Annotated in this window: 16 protein-coding genes; 8 read left to right on the top strand and 8 right to left on the bottom strand. The window is 61.5% G+C overall.

Going from position 1 to position 21,476, the window contains the following annotated elements:
- Nucleotides 1-29 precede the first annotated feature (29 nt).
- From PMI28_RS24545 to nagE, 7 genes are all read left to right on the top strand, one after another.
- A complete protein-coding gene (locus PMI28_RS24545) occupies nt 30-581 on the top strand; it encodes an NUDIX hydrolase (protein WP_007982820.1) in 552 nt (183 codons plus the stop codon).
- 122 nt (nt 582-703) lie between these two features.
- A complete protein-coding gene (locus PMI28_RS24550) occupies nt 704-1,207 on the top strand; it encodes a L,D-transpeptidase family protein (RefSeq protein ID WP_007982819.1) in 504 nt (167 codons plus the stop codon).
- Between the two features lie 458 nt (nt 1,208-1,665).
- Nucleotides 1,666-2,397 (top strand): GntR family transcriptional regulator, encoded by a 732-nt coding sequence (locus PMI28_RS24555; RefSeq protein WP_007982817.1) that lies wholly within the window; start codon nt 1,666-1,668, stop codon nt 2,395-2,397.
- A gap of 38 nt (nt 2,398-2,435) precedes the next feature.
- Nucleotides 2,436-3,542 carry an N-acetylglucosamine-6-phosphate deacetylase gene (gene nagA, locus PMI28_RS24560; protein WP_007982815.1) on the top strand — a complete coding sequence of 369 codons (1,107 nt, stop codon included), beginning with the start codon at nt 2,436-2,438 and terminating at the stop codon, nt 3,540-3,542.
- A complete protein-coding gene (locus PMI28_RS24565; RefSeq protein ID WP_033063102.1) occupies nt 3,535-4,545 on the top strand; it encodes an SIS domain-containing protein in 1,011 nt (336 codons plus the stop codon). The genes nagA and PMI28_RS24565 overlap by 8 nt, the downstream gene beginning before the upstream one ends.
- Nucleotides 4,546-4,696: 151 nt before the next feature.
- Nucleotides 4,697-7,213 (top strand): phosphoenolpyruvate--protein phosphotransferase, encoded by a 2,517-nt coding sequence (gene ptsP, locus PMI28_RS24570; protein ID WP_007982811.1) that lies wholly within the window; start codon nt 4,697-4,699, stop codon nt 7,211-7,213.
- A 29-nt stretch (nt 7,214-7,242) separates the two neighbouring features.
- Entirely contained in the window at nt 7,243-8,958 is a 1,716-nt protein-coding gene (gene nagE, locus PMI28_RS24575) for an N-acetylglucosamine-specific PTS transporter subunit IIBC (protein ID WP_007982810.1), read from the top strand.
- 201 nt (nt 8,959-9,159) lie between these two features.
- Here nagE and PMI28_RS24580 read toward each other — a convergent pair whose 3' ends face one another.
- Nucleotides 9,160-9,471, bottom strand: a complete 312-nt coding sequence (locus PMI28_RS24580; RefSeq protein WP_007982808.1) for a Nif3-like dinuclear metal center hexameric protein — start codon at nt 9,469-9,471, stop codon at nt 9,160-9,162.
- 5 nt (nt 9,472-9,476) lie between these two features.
- Nucleotides 9,477-13,373 (bottom strand): phosphoribosylformylglycinamidine synthase, encoded by a 3,897-nt coding sequence (purL, locus tag PMI28_RS24585; protein WP_007982806.1) that lies wholly within the window; start codon nt 13,371-13,373, stop codon nt 9,477-9,479.
- Nucleotides 13,374-13,658: 285 nt separating this feature from the next.
- Here purL and mltF point away from each other — a divergent pair, with 285 nt between their 5' ends.
- Entirely contained in the window at nt 13,659-15,119 is a 1,461-nt protein-coding gene (gene mltF, locus PMI28_RS24590) for a membrane-bound lytic murein transglycosylase MltF (protein WP_081501377.1), read from the top strand.
- A gap of 126 nt (nt 15,120-15,245) precedes the next feature.
- On the opposite strand, the gene pdxJ is transcribed toward mltF, so the two are convergent.
- From pdxJ to lepA, 6 genes are all read right to left on the bottom strand, one after another.
- Entirely contained in the window at nt 15,246-15,992 is a 747-nt protein-coding gene (gene pdxJ, locus PMI28_RS24595; RefSeq protein ID WP_007982801.1) for a pyridoxine 5'-phosphate synthase, read from the bottom strand.
- Nucleotides 15,993-16,043: 51 nt separating this feature from the next.
- Complete coding sequence (recO, locus tag PMI28_RS24600; RefSeq protein ID WP_007982800.1) at nt 16,044-16,733, bottom strand: DNA repair protein RecO; 690 nt, start codon at nt 16,731-16,733, stop codon at nt 16,044-16,046.
- A 161-nt stretch (nt 16,734-16,894) separates the two neighbouring features.
- Complete coding sequence (gene era / locus PMI28_RS24605; RefSeq protein WP_007982798.1) at nt 16,895-17,797, bottom strand: GTPase Era; 903 nt, start codon at nt 17,795-17,797, stop codon at nt 16,895-16,897.
- Nucleotides 17,790-18,479, bottom strand: a complete 690-nt coding sequence (rnc, locus tag PMI28_RS24610; RefSeq protein WP_007973960.1) for a ribonuclease III — start codon at nt 18,477-18,479, stop codon at nt 17,790-17,792. Before rnc ends, era begins: the two co-directional genes overlap by 8 nt.
- Nucleotides 18,480-18,664: 185 nt before the next feature.
- Nucleotides 18,665-19,519, bottom strand: coding sequence for a signal peptidase I (lepB, locus tag PMI28_RS24615; protein WP_007982795.1), 855 nt, complete (start codon nt 19,517-19,519; stop codon nt 18,665-18,667).
- A 5-nt stretch (nt 19,520-19,524) separates the two neighbouring features.
- Complete coding sequence (lepA, locus tag PMI28_RS24620; protein ID WP_007982793.1) at nt 19,525-21,324, bottom strand: translation elongation factor 4; 1,800 nt, start codon at nt 21,322-21,324, stop codon at nt 19,525-19,527.
- Between the last annotated feature and the right edge of the window lie 152 nt (nt 21,325-21,476).

The raw sequence follows: 21,476 nt of genomic DNA, 5'->3' as shown, positions 1-21,476 counted from the left end.
AGATAGGCGCAGCATTCAGGAACCCCAGCATGAAATTTTGCAGCCAGTGCGGTAACCCGGTGACCCAGCGCATTCCCGAAGGCGATTCGCGCCTGCGTTTTGTCTGTGACAGCTGTCAGGCCATCCACTACCAGAACCCCAACATCGTCGCCGGCTGCGTGGCGACCTGGGGCAGCAAGGTGTTGCTGTGCCGGCGGGCCATCGAGCCGCGCCGCGGTTACTGGACCCTGCCCGCCGGTTTCATGGAGAACGGCGAGACCATCGAGCAGGCGGCCATTCGCGAAACCGCCGAGGAAGCCTGCGCCCGGGTGCGCAACCTGAGCATCTATACCCTGATCGACGTGCCGCACATCAGCCAGGTGCATGTGTTCTTCCGTGCCGAGCTGGTGGACCTGGACTTTTCTGCCGGCCCCGAGAGCCTGGAAGTGCAACTATTCGACGAAGCGGACATTCCATGGGATGAGCTGGCTTTCCGCACGGTGGGCCGTACCTTAGAATGCTTCTTCGCTGACCGGCGGACCGAGGTCTATCCAGTACGGTCTGAATCGATCCCGCCGCTTGCTCAGCCTGCCATTATCTGATGCCATATTGGTATCATTCGTAGCCGCTGAAAAATCGTCCGAACGCGGCCTGAGCCTTCGGCAGTTCCTACATAAAACATCTATAAATAAATAGTCGCGACACCTCCTGGGGAATCGTTTCAATGCGCTGGTTGCTTGCCCTGTTCTGTTTGTCGTTTGTCACGGTGTCCCAGGCTTCTGCCGTGGAAACCCTGGACGGCAAGGTCATCGAGAAAATCCTGATTCTCAAGTCGTCCCATCAATTGCAATTGATCAATGACGGCAAGCCGCTCAAGACCTATCGAATTTCCCTGGGCAAGCGCCCCAAGGGGCCGAAGCTGATGGAAGGCGACAAGCGCACCCCGGAAGGCTTCTACTGGGTCGACTGGCGCAAGATCAGCGACCGCTTCAACCTGGCGATGCACATTTCCTACCCGAACATCAGTGACTCGGCCCGCGCCCGTCGTGAAGGCGTCGAGCCCGGCGGCATGATCATGATCCACGGCACGCCAGACAGCGAAGACACTCCGGAAGACCTGTTCCACACCCTGGACTGGACCGACGGCTGCATCGCCATGCGCAACATGGACATGCGCGAAGTCTGGAACCTGGTGCCGGACGGCACGATGATCGAGATTCGTCCGTAATCGCAACACCTACCTTGTAGCAGCTGGCGAAGCCTGCGTTCGGCTGCGAAGCAGTCGTAAAACCTGAGTGCGAAGTATTCCTGACACAACGCGTCGGCTGATTTCACGACTGCTTCGCAGCCGAACGCAGGCTTCGCCAGCTGCTACAGGGCGAATTTCTTCCTCTGACCGCCACCGTCGGTCGCCCTCGAAAAAATAAATTCAATAGATCGCGGCCTGCGACAGCATCTGCCGGGGAGATACCAGTTCCCTTCTCAGAAGCTGCCGCAGGCTGCGATCTTTGCTATTGAACTCGCCACCTCTAATACCACTTCGAACACCCCACCATTTCAATCGCTCTTTAGAGCTGGATTTACCGCGCCCCTGCCAGCCAGTGGCGTTGACATGGTATTCAAGTGGTATTAGTTTTTGCTCCATTCAAGGGTGACAACACTCCAATATCCGCCCCGGACACCGCCATGAACGATCTCCACGCCCTGCGCCCCGACGACACCCAGCCCACGCCGCTCTACCTGCAACTGGCGCGCAACCTGGAGGCGGCGATCCATGCCGGCCAGTGGAAAGCCGAGCAGGCCATGCCTTCGGAGCGCAACCTGAGCGAGACACTGGGCATCTCCCGCGTCACTGCCCGCAAGGCGCTGGAAGTGCTACTCGAACAAGGCCTGATCCGTCGCAACCAGGGCTCCGGCACCTTCATCACGCCGCGCCTCGAACAACCGCTGTCGCGCCTTTCAAGCTTCAGTGAAATGCTGCGCCACAAGGGATTTGTTCCCAGTTCGCAATGGCTGGAGCGGGCAATCACCCTGCCGACCCATGAAGAACTGATCCGCCTCGGCCTGTCGCCCAACGACAAAGTCGCGCGCCTCAAACGCCTGCGTAAAGCCGACGACACCGTGATGGCTATCGAGATGAGCACCCTGCCCGCCTCGATCATTCCCAAACCGCAAATGATCGGCGACTCCCTCTACGAATTCCTCGACGGCATCGGCAAACCGGTTGTCCGCGCCTTGCAGCATATCCAGGCGATCAACGCTTCGGACGAGTTCGCCGCGCTGGTCGGTATCGCCCCCGGCACCGCCATGCTGCTGATGACCCGGGTCGGCTACCTGGAAGACAACACACCGATCGAAGTCACCGACACCTATTGCCGTAACGACTACTACGACTTTGTGGCAGAACTTCGCCGCTAGAACGCGCACCGCGAAGCCGCCAAACCAGAGAACCGATCATGTCCGAAGACAACATCCTCACCCCCGACGGCTGGGTTCGCGGCCGGCTGGTTCACGAACACGGCAAGGTCGTCGCCATCGAAGGCGCGTCCTGCGATCCGGCGGACAACGACCTGCCGTACCTGCTGCCGGGCTTCATCGACCTGCACGTGCACGGCGGTGGCGGCAAAGACATCATGGAGGGCACACCGGCCTTCGAAACCATCACCCGCACCCACGTGCGCTTCGGCACTACGGCGCTGCTGGCGACCACCATGACGGCACCGAGCGAAGAAATCTTGCGCGTGCTCAAAGCCGTCGGCGAATTCTGTGAACAGCGGCCCCAAGGCTGCGCCCGGGTGCTCGGCGTGCACCTCGAAGGCCCCTACATCAACCCCGGCAAGCTCGGCGCACAACCCAACTTCGCCCACACCGCGCTGATGGCCGAAGTCGAAGCGTACCTGGCGCTCGCACCGATCCGGGTGATCACCATTGCCCCGGAAATTGCCGGCCACGACGCCTTGATCCGTGACCTCAGCGCCCGCGGCATCCGCATGCAGATCGGCCACACCCTGGGCAGTTACGAAGAAGGCGTGGCTGCGCTGGCAGCCGGGGCCAGCAGTTTCACCCACCTTTACAACGCCATGAGCCCGCTGCATCACCGCGAACCGGGGATCGTCGGCGCGGCACTGGCCCACGCCCAATACGCCGAACTGATTCCGGACTTGCTGCACGTGCATCCCGGCGCGATCCGCGTGGCCCTGCGTTCGATCCCGTGCCTGTACTGCGTCACCGACTCGACCGCCGCCGCCGGCATGCCCGACGGCGAATACAAACTCGGCAGCCACACCGTGACCAAGTGCCTGGGCGGCGTGCGCCTGCCCGACGGCACCCTGGCCGGCAGCACCCTGACCATGGATCAGGCCCTGCGCAATCTGGTGAAGATCGGCCTGCCCATCGCCGAAGCCTCGCAGCGCCTGTCGCAATTCCCCGCCGACTACCTCGGCATCACCGAACGCGGGCGCCTGCAACCGGGGGCCTGGGCCGACTGCGTGCGGCTGGATCGCTCACTGAAACTGACCGCTGTCATGGTCGAAGGAGAAGACATTGACTTCAAAAATGCTTGAAGAGGCGCTGTCCTCGTTCGAGGCCGTGCAAGCCCATCTGCAACAACTCGACCCGCAGTTGATCGAGATCGCCGGACGCCTGCGCCGTCAGCCGCCACAAGTGGTCATGACTGTGGCCCGCGGCAGCTCCGACCACGCCGCCAGCTACTTCGCCTACCTGACCATGCAACTGCTGGGCATCCCGGTGGCGTCGTTGCCGATGTCAGTGGTGACCATGCAGCAGGCACCGTTGAAGGTCAGCGGCCAGGCGGCATTCGCTTTTTCGCAATCGGGGCAAAGCCCGGACCTGGTCAACAGCCTGCGCCTGCTGCGCAAGCGCGGTGCCTTGAGCATTTCGCTGGTCAATGCCGAGGACTCGCCGCTGGAAGCCGCCTGCGAATTCAGCCTGCCACTGTGTGCCGGCACCGAAAGCAGCGTCGCCGCGACCAAGAGTTTTATCGCCACCCTCAGCGCCAGCGCCCGGCTGATTGGTCACTGGAAAGAAGACGCCGAACTGCTCGAGGCCGGCTCTGCCTTGCCCGATGGCCTGCGCGACGCCGCGCAGCAGGACTGGAGCCCGGCCATTGACGCCTTGCGCGATTGCCAGCGGCTGATGGTGATCGGCCGTGGCGCCGGTTTCGCCATCGCCCAGGAAGCGGCGCTCAAGTTCAAGGAAACCTCGGCGATCCAGGCCGAAGCCTTCAGCAGCGCCGAGGTCCGTCACGGCCCGATGGCCTTGATCGGCGACAACTACCCGCTGCTGGTGTTCGCCCCACGGGGTGCCGAGCAGGCCGGTTTGCTGAGCCTGGCGGCCGACATGCGCCAGCGCGGCGCCCGTGTCCTGCTGGCCGCACCGGATGACGTGCTCGAACGCGACCTGACGCTGACCCGCGCCGAACACCCGGCCCTCGACCCGATTCTGGCGATCCAGAGTTTCTACGTGATGGCCGCCGGCCTGGCCGTGGCCCGCGGCATGGACCCGGATCAGCCACGGCACTTGAACAAAGTCACCCGTACGCACTAACCCCCCTTGTAGGAGCGAGCTTGCTCGCGATGGACGTTAACGATAACGCGTGTTTCCTGAATGAACGCGTTGTTCTCAGGTTCTTCGCGAGCGAGCTCGCTCCTACAGAGAAGCGCGTTGATCTGAACTGCATTTTTTATGAGACCGAGCCATGCACAACAACAATAAAGAGCTGACTTTAAGCGCCCCGCTCAGCGGCCCGGTGCTCACGCTCGCCAAAGTCCCGGACCCGGTGTTTGCCAGCGGTGCCATGGGCGACGGCATCGCCATCGATCCGCTCAACGATACGCTCCACGCCCCCTGCGCGGGTGTCGTGGTGCATGTCGCCCGCACCGGTCACGCGGTGACCCTGCGTGCCGACAACGGCGCGGAATTGCTCCTGCATCTGGGCCTCGACACGGTCGAGTTGCAGGGCCAGGGCTTCTCGATGCTGGTCAAGGAAGGCGCACGCGTCGCCAATGGCCAACCCCTGCTGCGCTACGACCTGGACAAGGTCGCGCAACAGTGCAAAAGCCTGGTCAGCCTGCTGATCCTCACTAACAGCCAGGACTTTCAGGCGCGGCCCATCACCCTCAAATCGGTGAAGGTCGGCGAACCGCTGCTGCACATCATTCGTCGACAGACATCGACCGCAGAGGTCGATGTCGAGTTTGCCGGCGCAGAGATTGTCGGTCACGTACGCATTGCTCACCGTGGCGGCCTACACGCGCGGCCGGCGGCGTTGATCCGTCAGACCGCACAAGGTTTCAAAAGCAAATCGCAACTGCACTTCGCCGGCAAGTCGGCCACCTGCGACAGCCTGATCGGCCTGATGGGGCTGGCCATCGGCGAACAGGCGGAAGTCCAGGTCAGTTGCCAGGGTCCGGATGCCGAAGCCGCGCTGCAAGCCTTGCTCACCGCGTTATCCACAGCCCTGGCCGAAGACAGTCACGCTGCCGCGCCACCGACGATTGCACAGCGCAATCGCCCCGCCGAAGCGGGTGTGTTGCACGGCGTATGCGCGGCGCCCGGCCTGGTCGGCGGGCCGCTGTTTCGCCTGAATGCGATCAGCCTGCCGGTGGATGCCGGCCATCATGATCCGCAGCAACAACGGCAGGTTCTGGATGCAGCACTGAGCCAGGTGCGCAGCGACATCGACCACACGCTGGCCTTGGCGAAAAAACACAAGGACAGCGCCGAAGAGGCCATCTTCGCCGCACACCTCGCACTGCTCGAAGATCCGGCCTTGCTGGACGCCGCCAGTCAATCCGTCGCCCATGGCACGGCCGCGACTCACGCCTGGAGCCAGGCCATCGATGCGCAATGCGAAGTGCTCCAGCAAACCGGTAGCGCATTGCTCGCCGAACGCGCCAACGACCTGCGCGACCTCAAGCAACGGGTGCTGCGCGTATTGCTCGGCGATACCTGGCATTACGACGTGCCGGCCGGCGCCATCGTCGCGGCGCATGAACTGACGCCCTCCGATTTGCTGCAACTGAGCCAGCAAGGCGTCGCCGGGCTGTGCATGGCCGAGGGCGGCGCGACCTCCCACGTGGCGATTCTGGCCCGGGGCAAAGGCCTGCCGTGCATGGTCGCACTGGGCTCGACGCTGCTCGATCAGCAACAGGGGCAACCGGTGGTGCTGGACGCCGACGGCGGCCGACTCGAGCTGACACCCGGCACACAGCGCCTGGCGGACGTGCGCCAGTTGCAACAGCAACAGCAACAACGCCGCGCCGAACAACAGGCCCAGGCGCACACACCGGCGCTGACCACCGATGGCCTGCACATCGAAGTCGCGGCCAATGTGGCGTCCAGCACGGAAGCGGCAGACGCATTGGCCAATGGCGCCGACGGCGTCGGCTTGCTGCGCACCGAGTTTCTCTTCGTCGACCGCCACACTGCCCCGGATGAACAGGAACAACACCAGGCCTATCAAGCCGTGCTCGATGCCATGGGCGACAAGTCGGTGATCATCCGCACCATCGACGTCGGCGGCGACAAGCAATTGGACTACCTGCCACTGCCCGCCGAGGCCAATCCGGTGCTCGGCCTGCGCGGCATTCGCCTGGCCCAGGTTCGCCCGGAACTGCTCGACCAGCAACTGCGCGCACTGCTGCACCTGAGCCCGTTGTCACGCTGCCGGATCCTGCTGCCGATGATCACTGAAGTCGATGAACTACTGCACATCCGCCAGCGCCTCGACGCCTTGTGCGGTGAACTCGGTCTGGCGCAACGCCCGGAGCTGGGGGTGATGATTGAAGTGCCGGCCGCCGCGCTGCTGGCCGAGCAACTGGCGGAGCACGCGGATTTCCTGTCCATCGGCACCAATGACCTGTCGCAATACACCCTGGCCATGGACCGCGACCACGCCGGGCTTGCCGCGCGCGTCGATGCGTTGCACCCGGCCCTGCTGCGGTTGATCGCCCAGACCTGCGCCGGGGCGGCGCAGCACAAGCGTTGGGTCGGCGTGTGCGGCGCACTGGCGTCCGATCCACTGGCCACGCCGGTGTTGATCGGCCTGGGGGTCAGCGAGTTGTCGGTGAGCCCGGTACAGATCGGTGAAATCAAGGACCGCGTGCGCCATCTCGATGCCAGCGAATGCCGGCGCATCAGCCTGGACCTGCTCAAGCTGAGCAGCGCCAGCGCCGTGCGTCATGCCTGCCACCAGCATTGGCCTCTGAGCTAAAGAACAACAAGAATCCAGGGAGATCCGCCATGTACCAACTTTTCATTGAAGGCCTGCAACGCCTCGGCCGTGCACTGATGCTGCCGATCGCGATCCTGCCGATTGCCGGCCTGCTGCTGCGCCTGGGCGATACCGACCTGCTGAACATCGCAATCATCCACGACGCCGGCCAGGTGATTTTCGCCAACCTGGCCATGATCTTCGCCATCGGCATCGCGGTCGGTTTCGCCAAAGACAACAACGGTACGGCGGGGCTTGCCGGGGTGATCGGTTACCTGGTGATGATCGCCACCCTCAAGGTGCTCGACCCGAGCATCAACATGGGCATGCTCGCCGGGATCGTCAGCGGCCTGATGGCCGGCGCGCTGTACAACCGCTTCAAGGACATCAAGCTGCCGGAATACCTGGCGTTCTTCGGTGGCCGGCGCTTCGTGCCGATTGTCACCGGGTTCGCCGCTGTGGGCCTGGGCGTGGTGTTCGGCTACATCTGGCCGCCGATCCAGCACGGCATCAACAGCTTCGGCACACTGATGATGGAAAGCGGCAGCATCGGTGCGTTCGTCTTCGGCGTGTTCAACCGCCTACTGATCGTCACTGGCCTGCACCACATCATCAACAACATGGCATGGTTCGTCTTCGGCAACTTCACCGACCCGGCTACGGGCGCCCTCGTGACCGGCGATATCTCGCGCTACTTCGCCGGCGACCCCAAGGGCGGCCAATTCACCACCGGCATGTTCCCGATGATGCTCTTCGGCCTGCCCGCCGCGTGCCTGGCAATGTACCGCAACGCCTTGCCGGAACGGCGAAAAGTCATGGGCGGGATCTTCCTGTCGATGGCCCTGACCTCGTTCCTCACTGGCGTCACAGAACCCGTCGAGTTCGCCTTCATGTTCCTTGCGCCACTGCTCTTCTTGTTGCACGCGCTGCTGACCGGCCTGTCGTTGGCTATCACCAATCTGCTGAACATCCACCTGGGGTTCACCTTCTCCGGTGGCTTCATCGACATGATCCTTGGCTGGGGCAAGTCCACCAACGGCTGGCTGGTGTTCCCGGTGGGCCTGGCGTATGCCGTGATCTATTACGTGGTGTTTGATTTCTGTATCCGCCGCTTCGATCTGAAAACCCCGGGACGTGAAGGTGTCGCGACCACCGAGCAGGCCGCCGTGGCCGACAACGAGCGTGCCGGGGCTTACATCAAGGCCTTGGGTGGTGCGGAAAACCTGATCACCGTCGGCGCCTGCACCACGCGGTTGCGTCTGGACATGGTGGATCGCCACAAGGCCTCGGATACAGATTTGAAAGCGCTCGGCGCCATGGCCGTGGTGCGTCCGGGCAAGGGCGGGAGTTTGCAGGTGGTGGTCGGACCGATGGCCGACGCCATCGCCGACGAGATTCGCCTGGCGATGCCGGCGTTGGGTCGCGCCATCGTGTCGTCGCCTGCGGCAGTCATTGATGAACCCGCACCTCTCGCCGTGGAGACACCTGAAGCCCGGCGATGGCTGGAGGCGCTGGGCGGTGGAGACAATGTGCTGCAACTCGATTGCATTGCCATGACCCGCCTGCGCCTGCAACTGGCCGACGGCAAGGCCTTGTCGGAATCTGATTTGAAAGCGCTGGGTTGTCAGGGTGTGAGTCAACTGGACGGTGGCGTCTGGCATCTGTTGATTGGCGACAAGGCGTCGACCTTGAGTGATGCGCTGGAGGCATTGGTCAATCGCAGTGAGGTCAGTGCCAAGGTTTAGATTTTGGAAACACACCGAACCAGTGTGGGAGCGGGCTTGCTCGCGAAAAGGCCATCACATTCAGCATCAATGTTGCCGGTTAGACCGCCTTCGCGAGCAAGCCCGCTCCCACCCTGGATCGGTGTACATCCTTTGAATTGCAAGCAACAAAAAACCCGCTGAAATCACTTTCAGCGGGTTTTTCATTTCAGCACCGGAGAATCAGAAATCCTCCAGCCGCCACACTTCATAAGCCGGCGTCTCGTAGGGGTGGCTCTGCTTCAGAGCCGCCACCACCGGGCGAATCAACTCATCGGCCACTACGAGCTCAACCTTCCATTCCTCGACCTGTTCGACCTGCCCCGCTTGCCCAATGAACGGCTGGCTGCCGTCCAGTGGGCGAAACTGGCCAAGGCCCAACACCTGCCATGCACAGTGATCGTAAGCACCGATCCGTCCGCCACCGGCGGCGAATACGGCACTCTTGACCAGGTCGACATGACTGTCGGGAACAAAAAAGCTGAGCTTGTACACAGCGCTTAGTTCACCCACACACGAGCATTACGGAACATGCGCATCAACGGTGCATCTTCGTTCCAGTCATCGGAACGCCACGAGTTCTGCACGGCGCGGAACACTCGCTCCGGGTGCGGCATCATGATCGTTACGCGACCGTCGCGGCTGGTCAGGCCGGTGATCCCGCGCGGCGAGCCGTTCGGGTTGGCCGGGTAGCTTTCGGTGACCTTGCCGTGGTTGTCGACGAAACGCATCGCCACGCAACCGGACAGATCGGCTTGCAGCAGTGCTTCTTCGCTGGCGAACTCGGCATGACCTTCGCCGTGGGCGATGGCGATCGGCATACGCGAACCGGCCATGCCCTGCAGGAAGATCGAGTTCGACTCCTGGATCTGCACCATCGCTACACGGGCTTCGAACTGCTCGGAACGGTTGCGCACGAAGTGCGGCCAGAACTCGCTGCCCGGGATCAGCTCGTGCAGGTTGGACATCATCTGGCAACCGTTGCACACGCCGAGGGTGAAGCTGTCGTTGCGCTCGAAGAAGCCCTGGAACGCATCGCGGGCGCGGCTGTTGAACAGCGCGGATTTCGCCCAGCCTTCACCGGCACCCAATACGTCGCCGTAGGAGAAGCCACCGCAAGCGACCATGCCCTTGAACTCGTTCAGGTCGACACGGCCGGCCAGAATGTCGCTCATGTGCACGTCGATCGCGTTGAAACCGGCGCGGTCGAATGCAGCCGCCATTTCCACCTGACCGTTGACGCCCTGCTCACGCAGTACGGCAACCTGTGGGCGAATGCCTTTCTTGATGTAAGGCGCGGCGATGTCCTGGTTGATGTCGTAGCTCAGCTTGACGCTCAGGCCCGGGTTGTCTTCTTCCAGCAGCACGTCGAACTCTTGCTCGGCGCAGTCGGCGTTGTCGCGCAGACGCTGGATCTGGTAGCTGGTCTCGGCCCACTGGCGTTGCAGCAGACGACGCTGGCCTTCGAACACGGTTTCGCCGTTGAAGGTGATGCTGATCTCGCCGTTGTTCATCGGCTGACCGACCACCGATACGCAATCACCCAGACCGGCAGCGCTGAACTGCGCGAGGATGTCCGGGGTGGCGTCCTGGCGAACCTGGATCACGGCACCCAGTTCTTCGTTGAACAGGATCGCAGCGATGTCGGCGGAGGTTTCCGCCAGACCGTCGAGGTTCAGGCTCAGGCCACAGTGACCGGCGAACGCCATCTCGACAACGCTGGTCAGCAGACCACCGTCGGAACGGTCGTGGTAAGCCAGCAGGTGACCGTCGGCGTTGAGGCCCTGGATCACGGCGAAGAAGGCCTTCAGGTCTTCGGCGTCATCGACGTCCGGAGCCTGCTTGCCGAGCTTGCCGTGAACCTGCGCGAGGATCGAGGCGCCCATGCGGTTCTGGCCGCGGCCCAGGTCGATCAGGATCAGGTCGGTGGTGCCCTTGTCCATGCGCAGTTGCGGGGTCAGGGTCTGACGGATGTCAGTCACTGGCGCGAAACCGGTGACGATCAGGGACATCGGCGAAGTGACGGACTTGTCCACACCTTCATCGTTCCAGCGCGTGGCCATGGACATCGAGTCCTTGCCCACCGGAATGGTGATGCCCAGCTCAGGGCAGAGTTCCATGCCGACCGCTTTCACGGTGTCGTACAGACGTGCGTCTTCGCCCGGGTGACCGGCAGCCGACATCCAGTTCGCCGACAGCTTGATGTCGGAGATCTTGCCGATGCGCGAAGCCGCGATGTTGGTCAGGGTTTCGCCGATGGCCATGCGGCCCGACGCCGGAGCGTCCAGCAGCGCCAGCGGAGTACGCTCGCCCATGGCCATGGCTTCACCGGTGTAGACGTCGAAGCTGGTGGCGGTGACGGCAACGTCGGCCACCGGCACCTGCCACGGGCCGACCATCTGGTCACGGGCCACGAGGCCGGTGATGGTGCGGTCGCCGATGGTGATCAGGAAGCTCTTGCTCGCCACGGCCGGGTGATGCAGGACGCGCTCGACGCATTCGGCAATGTTCAGGGCCGACGGATCGAAGTCATCGCCCAGTTCGGCTTCACGCACCACCGAACGGTGCATGCGCGGCGCCTTGCCCAGCAACACTTCCAGTGGCATGTCCACCGGGCTGTTGCCGAAGTGGCTGTCAGTCACGGTCAGCTGTGGTTCTGCAGTGGCTTCGCCGACCACGGCAAACGGGCAACGCTCACGTTCGCAGATCGCCTTGAAGCGCTCGAAATCCGCCGGGCCTACGGCCAGAACGTAACGTTCCTGGGATTCGTTGGACCAGATTTCGTGCGGGGCCATGCCCGGCTCGTCGTTTGGAATGTTGCGCAGTTCGAAACGGCCACCGCGGTCGCCGTCGTTGACCAGTTCCGGGAAGGCGTTGGACAGACCGCCCGCACCCACGTCGTGGATGAAGCTGATCGGGTTTTTGTCGCCCAGTTGCCAGCAACGGTCGATGACTTCCTGGCAGCGACGTTCCATTTCCGGGTTTTCGCGTTGTACCGACGCGAAGTCCAGGTCCGCCGAGCTGGTGCCGGTAGCCATGGAGGAAGCCGCGCCGCCGCCCAGGCCGATCAGCATCGCCGGGCCGCCGAGCACGATCAGCTTGGAGCCAACCAGAATCTCGCCTTTCTTGACGTGCTCTTCACGGATGTTGCCCATGCCGCCAGCCAGCATGATCGGCTTGTGGTAGCCGCGAACTTCATCACCGTGTGGCGTGGTGATCGATTGCTCGAAGGTACGGAAGTAGCCGGTCAGCGCCGGACGGCCGAATTCGTTGTTGAACGCGGCACCGCCCAGCGGGCCTTCGATCATGATGTCCAGCGCGGTAACGATGCGCTCCGGCTTGCCGTACGGCACTTCCCACGGCTGTTCGAAGCCCGGGATCTGCAGGTTGGACACAGTGAAACCGGTCAGGCCGGCTTTCGGCTTGGCACCACGACCGGTGGCGCCTTCGTCGCGGATTTCGCCACCGGAACCGGTGGACGCGCCCGGGAACGGGGCAATCGCGGTCGGGTGGTTGTGGGTTTCAACCTTCATCAGGATGTGCACCGGTTCCTGTACCGCGCCGTACTGGCGGGTTTCAGGGTCCGGGAAGAAACGACCGGCCACGGAACCGACGATCACCGAAGCGTTGTCCTTATAAGCCGACAGGACACCTTCGTTGTGCATCTGGTAGGTGTTCTTGATCATGCCGAACAGGCTTTTTTCCTGGCTCTCGCCGTCGATATCCCAACTGGCGTTGAAGATCTTGTGACGGCAATGCTCGGAGTTCGCCTGGGCGAACATCATCAGTTCGATGTCATGCGGGTTACGCTTCAAGCCGACGAAGGCATTGACCAGATAGTCGATCTCGTCTTCGGCCAGGGCCAGGCCCAGTTCGGTGTTGGCTTTTTCCAGCGCGGCGCGGCCGCCGCCCAGCACGTCAATGGCGGTCAGGGGCTTCGGTTCGGCGTGGCTGAACAGGCCGGCGGCCTGTTCGAGGTTGCCCAGGACGATCTGGGTCATGCGGTCGTGCAGACCGTCAGCAATAAGCTGGGCTTCAGCGTCGCTGAACTGGCCGGCCACGTAGAACGCGATGCCGCGCTCCAGGCGCTGGATTTTCGCCAGGCCGCAGTTGCGGGCGATGTCGCTGGCCTTGCTCGACCATGGCGAGATGGTGCCGAAACGCGGCAACACCAGGAACAGACGACCGGTCGGCTCCTGTACCGGAACGCTTGGACCGTACTTCAGAAGGCGCGCGAGCACCTGCTGTTCGTCGCCGGTCAGGACGCCGGTAACTTCGGCGAAGTGAGCGAATTCAGCATACAGGCCGCTGACAGCCGGAACCTTCTGGCTCAGTTGCTCAAGGAGCTTGCTGTGGCGAAAGGCAGAAAGGGCAGGAGCGCCGCGCAGGATCAACATCTTCGGGACAGCCTCGGGAAGGGGTGTGCTTTGAGGCCGTGCATTCTAGCCTAAACAGCCCGCGACAGCACCCGAAACGCTACGCACGGTTGCACTCGGGTGTCGATCTGTGTTTCTGCCTCGAAAGTCAGGTTAACCGGGCATGTGACGACAGCTTATTTTTACTGTAACAAAATGCGGACAAGGCCCGTTCCTGCGGGGTTTCGGCCGGATTTGTGATCTCTAGCAGACTAGCCCTTCACTGTCGAGATATGGCGCCCGTGGTCCTTTGCGTATACTGCGCAGATGTTTTTCCCAACGGCTTTACGTCCGCGGTACGCCAAATGGCTGATCGCAACCGGACTCTTCCTGATGCTCGGTGGCTGTGTTGATAAACCCAACACGCTCGAGCGCGTAAAGGAGGATGGTGTGCTGCGGGTGGTTACCCGAAACAGCCCCGCCACCTACTTTCAGGATCGCAACGGTGAAACCGGCTTCGAATACGAGCTGGTGAAGCGCTTCGCCGACGATCTGGGGGTCGAGCTCAAGATCGAGACCGCCGACAACCTCGATGACCTGTTCAATCAGGTAGGCAAGCCCAACGGCCCGGTGCTGGCGGCTGCCGGCCTGGTCAGCAGCGACGAACGCAAGAAGCAGGTGCGCTTCTCGCACTCTTATCTGGAAGTCACCCCGCAGGTCATCTACCGCAACGGTCAGTCACGACCGACCGATGCGAAGGATCTGGTGGGCAAGAAAATCATGGTGCTCAAGGGCAGCACCCACGCCGAACAACTGGCGCAGTTGAAACAGAATTTTCCCGGCATCGAATACGAAGAGTCTGACGCGGTCGAGGTCGTCGATCTCCTGCGCATGGTGGACGAAGGTCAGATCGACCTGACCCTGGTCGACTCCAACGAAGTCGCGATGAACCAGGTGTATTTCACCAATATCCGGGTCGCCTTCGACCTCGGTGACGCCAGCAACCAGAGCTGGGCCGTCGCGCCGGGCGACGACAACAGCCTGCTCAACGAAATCAACGATTACCTGGACAAGGTCAAGAAAAACGGCACCCTGCAACGCCTCAAGGACCGCTACTACGGGCATGTCGACGTTCTCGGCTACATGGGCGCCACCACGTTTGCCCAGCACTTGCAGCAACGCTTGCCCAAGTACGAACAGCACTTCAAGGCGTACGCCAAGAAAGAGAAAGTCGACTGGCGCCTGTTGGCGGCCATCGGTTACCAGGAGTCGTTATGGCAGGCGGCCGTCACGTCCAAGACCGGCGTGCGTGGCCTGATGATGCTGACCCAGAACACCGCGCAGGCCATGGGCGTGTCCAACCGCCTGGACCCCAAGCAGAGCATCATGGGCGGCGCCAAGTACCTGGCCTACATGAAAGACCAGCTCGACGCATCGATTCAGGAGCCGGACCGCACCTGGTTTGCCCTGGCGGCCTACAACGTCGGCAGCGGCCACCTGGATGACGCCCGCAAACTGGCGGCCAAGGAAGGGTTGAACCCGGACAAATGGCTGGATGTGAAGAAGATCCTGCCGCGCCTGTCGGAAAAGAAGTGGTACAGCAAGACCCGTTACGGCTACGCCCGTGGCGGCGAACCGGTGCATTTCGTGGCGAACATCCGTCGCTACTACGACATCCTGACCTGGGTTACACAGCCGCAGCTTGAAGGCGACCAGGTTGCCGAGGGCAAACTGCTTGTCCCGGGGATCGACAAGACCAAGCCGGCGCAGGAACCTTCGCCGCTATAACAGAACAACCTGGATCAAATGTGGGAGCGGGCTTGCTCGCGAAAGCGGAGTGTCAGCCAACAGAGATGTTGACTGATAAGCCGCTTTCGCGAGCAAGCCCGCTCCCACAGGGTTTTGTGTTGGTTTTTAAGCCTTGGCAGCCGCCGCCAGAATCAGCGCCTTCATCTCCGAAACAGCCGACTTGAAGCCAACGAACAGCGCATGGGCCACCAGCGCATGGCCGATGTTCAGTTCGTTGATGCCCTTGATCGCCGCCACGGCTTCGACATTGTGATAGTGCAGGCCATGGCCGGCATTGACGATCAGGCCCTGGGCCAGGCCAAAGGCCACGCCATCGGCCACACGCTTGAGTTCTTCGGCGACTTCGGTCGGCGTCTCGGCATCGGCGTATCGCCCGGTGTGCAGCTCGATGGCTGGCGCGCCGACACGGCGGGAGGCTTCGATCTGCCGCTCATCGGCGTCAATGAACAGCGACACTTCGGAGCCGATCTTCGACAGGCGCTCGACCGCCGCCTTGATCCGCGCCTCCTGACCCGCCACGTCCAGGCCACCTTCGGTGGTCAGTTCCTGACGGGTTTCCGGCACCAGGCAAATGTGTGCCGGGCGGATGCGCTCGGCAAACTGCATCATTTCTTCGGTGACGCCCATTTCGAAGTTCATGCGGGTTTGCAGCACGTCCTTGAGCACCAGTACGTCGCGCTCCTGGATGTGCCGACGATCTTCGCGCAGGTGCACGGTAATGCCATCAGCGCCCGCCTCTTCCGCGTCCAGTGCGGCCTTGACCGGATCCGGGTAACGGGTGCCCCGGGCCTGACGCAGGGTGGCAACGTGGTCGATGTTCACGCCAAGAAGAATGCGGGTGCTGGTGGTCACGGAAGCGCTCCAGAAGAAGAGAAAGTTCGGTGCACAGCATACATGCAGAATTTACGGTTTTCGAAACAACTCGCGGGAAACCAAAGGTCGGCCCCCAAGATGCACTGCCAGTGCCTGACGCATCAAGCGTTTGGCCGCCGACAGCGCGCCAGGAGCGGACCAGTCCGCCTCAGCCATGGCCAGCAGTTCAGTGCCGTTGAAGAGACCCGGTTGCAGTAGATAGACCTGCTCCAGCCCGGCATCCACCTGCAAACGGTAAAGACCGTTCGGCGCAATGGGATCACCGTGAATGTCGGTATTGAGGGAAAAACCGTAGCCAAGATCATCGAGCAATCGCCACTCGAAAGAGCGCAGCAACGGCTCCAGCGGCCGACCTTCAGCCAGGGCCAGCAAGGTCGCGGCGTAATGATCGAATACACCGGGATGCGGGTCTTCGGCGGGCAACAGGCGAATCAGCAGTTCATTGAGGTAAAGGCCACTGAACAACGCCTCACCGTTGAGCCAGGTGGAAACACCGGCACTTTCCATGCGCCCGACGTTCTTCAACTCACCACGTCCACGGAACTCGACCTCCAGCGGCACGAATGGCCGAGCGAGCGTCCCGGCCTTGCCCCGCGCACTGCGCAATACCGCCCGCAGCCGACCTTGCGGCGTGAGGAAATCCACCAGCGCACTGTTTTCGCGGTAGGCGCGGGAGTGCAGGACGTAGGCGGGTTGGCCGATTGGCAGGGTTGAGGACATGGGTATCTCGTTGGAGGAGCGCCATCGTGAGATCAACACAAACCAAATGTGGGAGCGGGCTTGCTCGCGAAGGCGGCGTGACAGTCAACCAGGATGTTGAATGTTAAACCGCTTTCGCGAGCAAGCCCGCTCCCACATTTGAATCTTTGTACAGTCTGAGATTACAGATCGCCGTAACCCAGCGAACGCAAGGCACGTTCGTCGTCGGACCAGCCACCCTTAACCTTGACCCACAGGTTGAGCATGATCTTGGAGTCGAACAGCAGCTCCATGTCCTTGCGCGCTTCGGTGCCGATGCGCTTGATGCGCTCGCCCTTGTCGCCAATGATGATTTTCTTCTGGCCATCGCGCTCGACGAGGATCAGGGCATGGATATGCAGGGTCTTGCCCTGCTGCTTGAACTCTTCGATTTCGACGGTGATCTGGTACGGCAGCTCGGCGCCCATCTGGCGCATGATTTTCTCGCGCACCAGCTCGGCGGCGAGGAAACGGCTGCTGCGGTCGGTGATCTGGTCTTCCGGGAAGAAGTGATCGTTTTCCGGCAGATGCCCGGCAATCACTCGCTCCAGCGCATCGAGGTTGTGCCCGTGCTGCGCGGAAATCGGCATGATCTGCGCATTCGGCAACTGCTCCTGCAACCAGCTCAGGTGCGGCATCAGCTCGGCTTTGTCTTCGATGCGATCGGTCTTGTTCAGCGCCACGATCAGTGGGCCGGTCACGTACTGGACGCGCTCGAGAACCATCTGGTCTTCTTCGGTCCACTTGGTGCGGTCGACCACGAAGATCACCACGTCGACGTCTTTCAACGCCGCCGAAGCAGTCTTGTTCATGTAGCGGTTCAGAGCCTTTTCGCCACCCTTGTGCATACCAGGGGTGTCGACGTAGATCGCCTGCACATCGCCCTCGGTCTTGATACCGAGCATGTTGTGACGGGTGGTCTGCGGCTTGCGCGAGGTGATTGCCAGCTTCTGGCCAAGAATGTGGTTCAGCAGCGTGGACTTGCCCACGTTCGGACGGCCGACGATGGCAACATAGCCACAGCGAGTTGCGTTTGTATCAGTCATTGCCATTCTCCACACCCAGGGCAATCAGTGCTGCGGCGGCCGCTACCTGTTCGGCAATACGACGGCTCACACCCTGACCTCGGCTTTTTTCATTCAGTAAGATGATTTCGCATTCGACGAAGAACGTCCGGCAATGCGGTTCACCCTGGATATCCACCACTTCGTAACGCGGCAGCTCACAACCACGGGACTGCAGGAACTCCTGCAGGCGGGTCTTTGGATCTTTGTTGGTGTCGACCAGCGTCAGGCCTTCGAACTCTCCGGCCAGCCAGGCGAGTACACGCTCGCGGGCCACTTCCATGCCGGCATCGAGGTAGATCGCACCGATCAGCGCTTCCAGGGCGTCGGCCAGAATCGACTCGCGACGGAAACCGCCGCTTTTCAGTTCACCGGAGCCCAGGCGCAGGTATTCGCCCAGATCGAAACCACGAGCCAGTACGGCCAGGGTCTCACCTTTCACCAGGCGCGCGCGCAAACGCGACAACTGGCCTTCGCGGGCCAGCGGGAAACGCTCGAACAGCGCCTCACCGGCGACGAAGTTGAGGATGGCGTCACCGAGGAATTCCAGGCGTTCGTTGTTACGCCCGGCAAAACTGCGGTGAGTCAGGGCCAGGACCATCAGTTCCTGATCCTTGAAGGTGTAGCCGAGCTGACGCTCTAGACGGCTTAAGGAGACGCTCACGGTTTACCCACGCTGAGTTCGTGGCTGGATTCCACCGCCATCGCCGTGATGGGGCGCAGGCTTGGGACAATTAACGCTGTGTTCAAAAATTACGTCCTGAATATCATTGGCTTCATGCTTTCAGACCCCGAATGTGCCGGTTCCAGAAATGCATTCGGCGCTGTGTTCAACAGCGCCGTGTTTGATTACTTGATCAGGCCAACCCGCGAGAAATTCGGCAGGTGGCTGAGTTTTGGTTCCGGCCAGCTCATCCAGACCGCAAAGGCCTTGCCGACGATATTCTTGTCGGGAACCATGCCCAGCAGATCCTTGGGAATGCTCGGATCATCCCAGTAGCGACTGTCGTTCGAGTTGTCGCGGTTGTCGCCCATCATGAAGTAGTGCCCGGCCGGCACAGTCCATGAATGGTCCGGCGTTGCACGGTAGCGGCTCATTTCCTTGCGGATCATGTGCTCGGCGGCGCCGAGTTTTTCCTTGTAGAGCTCAGCGCTGCCCAGCGTGCCCGGCTCGGAGCCGACCAGTTGCTCGGCAATCGATTGACCGTTGACGAACAGACGCTTGTCGGCGGTATAACGAACCGTGTCGCCCGGCAGGCCGACTACACGCTTGATGTAGTTGACGTTCGGATCGCTCGGGTAACGGAACACCATGACATCGCCGCGCTGCGGATCACCGACCTCGATGATTTTCTTGTCGATCACCGGCAAGCGGATCCCGTAAGAAAACTTGCTCACCAGAATGAAGTCGCCGACATCCAGGGTTGGCTTCATCGAGCCGGAAGGAATCTGGAACGGTTCCACCAGGAACGAACGCAGCACCAGCACGATGAACAACACCGGGAAGAACGACTTGCCGTATTCAACCAGCAGCGGCTCTTTGTTCAGCTTCTCTACCACGACCATGTCAGGCTGGCTGACGCTGCCCTGGTAGGAGGCGATGGCGGCGCGCCGACGTGGTGCCAGGATCAACAGATCGAGCAACGCCAACAGGCCGCAGACGAACACGGCGATGACCAGCAACAGCGGGAAATTTAGTGACATAGGACCTAACTATCCAACCTGAGCACTGCAAGGAAGGCTTCCTGTGGAATTTCCACGTTGCCGACTTGCTTCATGCGTTTTTTACCGGCCTTTTGCTTTTCCAGCAGCTTTTTCTTACGGCTGACGTCACCGCCGTAGCATTTGGCCAATACGTTCTTTCTGAGCGCCTTGACGGTTGTCCGCGCCACAATCTGCCCGCCAATGGCGGCCTGGATTGCCACGTCGAACATCTGCCGCGGAATCAGATCCTTCATTTTCTCGGTCAACTGGCGACCTTTGTAGTGCGAGTTGTCGCGGTGCACGATCAGCGCCAGGGCGTCGACCTTGTCGCCGTTGATCAGCACGTCCAGTTTCACCAGGCTGGCCGATTGGTAACGATCGAAATGGTAGTCCAGAGAAGCATAGCCGCGACTGGTGGATTTCAGACGATCGAAGAAGTCCAGCACCACTTCGTTCATCGGCAAGTCGTAGGTCACTTGTACCTGAGAGCCAAGGAACAGCATGTCGACCTGTACACCGCGTTTTTCGATGCACAGGGTAATGACGTTGCCCAGGTGTTCTTGCGGCACAAGAATATTGGCGCGCACGATCGGCTCGCGCATGTCTTCGATGGCGGACAGGTCCGGCAGCTTCGACGGGTTGTCGACGTAGATCGTCTCGCCGGTCTTGAGCAGCAGCTCGAAGATTACCGTCGGCGCCGTGGTAATCAGGTCCAGGTTGTACTCGCGCTCCAGGCGCTCCTGGATGATTTCCATGTGCAGCATGCCGAGGAAGCCGCAACGGAAGCCGAAGCCCAGTGCGTCGGAGCTTTCAGGCGTGTATTGCAGCGACGAATCGTTGAGGGTGAGCTTTTGCAGCGCCTCGCGGAAGTCTTCGAAGTCGTCGGAGCTGACCGGAAACAGACCGGCGTACACCTGCGGCTGGATGCGCTTGAACCCCGGCAGCACGTCGACGTCCGGCGTCGTGCTCAAGGTCAGGGTATCGCCCACTGGCGCACCGTGAATGTCCTTGATGCTGGCGATGATGAAGCCCACTTCACCAGCCTTCAGGTCGGCGGTAGGGGTGTGTTTCGGGTTGAACACGCCGACGCTGTCCACCAGGTGGATCTTGCCGGTGGACTTGACCAGAATCTTGTCACCCTTCTTCACGCGGCCGTGGCGAACGCGAACCAGGGAGACAACGCCCAGGTAGTTGTCGAACCAGGAGTCGATGATCAACGCTTGCAGCGGATCTTCGATGTTGCCGGTCGGCGCCGGAATGGTGGTCACCAGGCGCTCGAGCACTTCATCGACGCCCAGACCGGTCTTGGCAGAGCAAGTGACCGCGTCGGTGGCATCGATGCCGATGATTTTTTCGATTTCTTCCTTGACGCGCTCCGGATCGGCCTGTGGCAGGTCGATCTTGTTCAGCACCGGCATGACTTCCAGGCCCTGTTCGATCGCCGTGTAGCAGTTGGCAACCGACTGCGCTTCAACGCCCTGACCGGCATCGACCACCAGCAGCGCGCCTTCACAGGCAGCCAGCGAACGGCTCACCTCATAAGTGAAGTCAACGTGGCCGGGGGTATCAATGAAGTTGAGCTGGTAGTTGATACCGTCTTTGGCTTTGTAATACAGAGTAACGCTGTGCGCCTTGATGGTGATCCCGCGCTCGCGCTCGAGGTCCATGGAGTCCAGGACCTGGGCTTCCATTTCGCGCTCGGCCAGGCCGCCACACATCTGGATGAAGCGATCGGCCAGCGTCGACTTGCCATGGTCAATGTGGGCGATGATGGAGAAATTGCGGATATGACTCAAATCACTCACGGATCAACACTCAAAAAGGCTGCAGGCATAGCCCGCCGAAAAATAGCCGGGAATTGTACCTGATCCACGGCGCAAGCGTCACGTTCGCAGGTCAGACGGCACCTACAAAAACGCCCCGGTCTGGCGACAAGGGCGTTTTTTATCGTCAAAGC

It is taken from the genome of Pseudomonas sp. GM48 (genome assembly GCF_000282335.1).
Classification (GTDB): domain Bacteria; phylum Pseudomonadota; class Gammaproteobacteria; order Pseudomonadales; family Pseudomonadaceae; genus Aquipseudomonas.
Note: the sequence above shows the minus strand (reverse complement) of the source record. Positions and strands in the feature narration are given on the sequence as shown.

Bases quoted from the DNA above. Each gene is read 5' to 3' on its own strand.
- purL (WP_007982806.1), bottom strand. From the start codon at position 13,373: ATGTTGATCCTGCGCGGCGCTCCTGCCCTTTCTGCCTTTCGCCACAGC.
- recO (WP_007982800.1), bottom strand. From the start codon at position 16,733: ATGTCCTCAACCCTGCCAATCGGCCAACCCGCCTACGTCCTGCACTCC.
- PMI28_RS24555 (WP_007982817.1), top strand. From the start codon at position 1,666: ATGAACGATCTCCACGCCCTGCGCCCCGACGACACCCAGCCCACGCCG.
- PMI28_RS24565 (WP_033063102.1), top strand. From the start codon at position 3,535: ATGCTTGAAGAGGCGCTGTCCTCGTTCGAGGCCGTGCAAGCCCATCTG.
- nagE (WP_007982810.1), top strand. From the start codon at position 7,243: ATGTACCAACTTTTCATTGAAGGCCTGCAACGCCTCGGCCGTGCACTG.
- era (WP_007982798.1), bottom strand. From the start codon at position 17,797: ATGACTGATACAAACGCAACTCGCTGTGGCTATGTTGCCATCGTCGGC.
- PMI28_RS24545 (WP_007982820.1), top strand. From the start codon at position 30: ATGAAATTTTGCAGCCAGTGCGGTAACCCGGTGACCCAGCGCATTCCC.
- lepB (WP_007982795.1), bottom strand. From the start codon at position 19,519: ATGTCACTAAATTTCCCGCTGTTGCTGGTCATCGCCGTGTTCGTCTGC.
- nagA (WP_007982815.1), top strand. From the start codon at position 2,436: ATGTCCGAAGACAACATCCTCACCCCCGACGGCTGGGTTCGCGGCCGG.
- mltF (WP_081501377.1), top strand. From the start codon at position 13,659: ATGTTTTTCCCAACGGCTTTACGTCCGCGGTACGCCAAATGGCTGATC.
- PMI28_RS24550 (WP_007982819.1), top strand. From the start codon at position 704: ATGCGCTGGTTGCTTGCCCTGTTCTGTTTGTCGTTTGTCACGGTGTCC.
- ptsP (WP_007982811.1), top strand. From the start codon at position 4,697: ATGCACAACAACAATAAAGAGCTGACTTTAAGCGCCCCGCTCAGCGGC.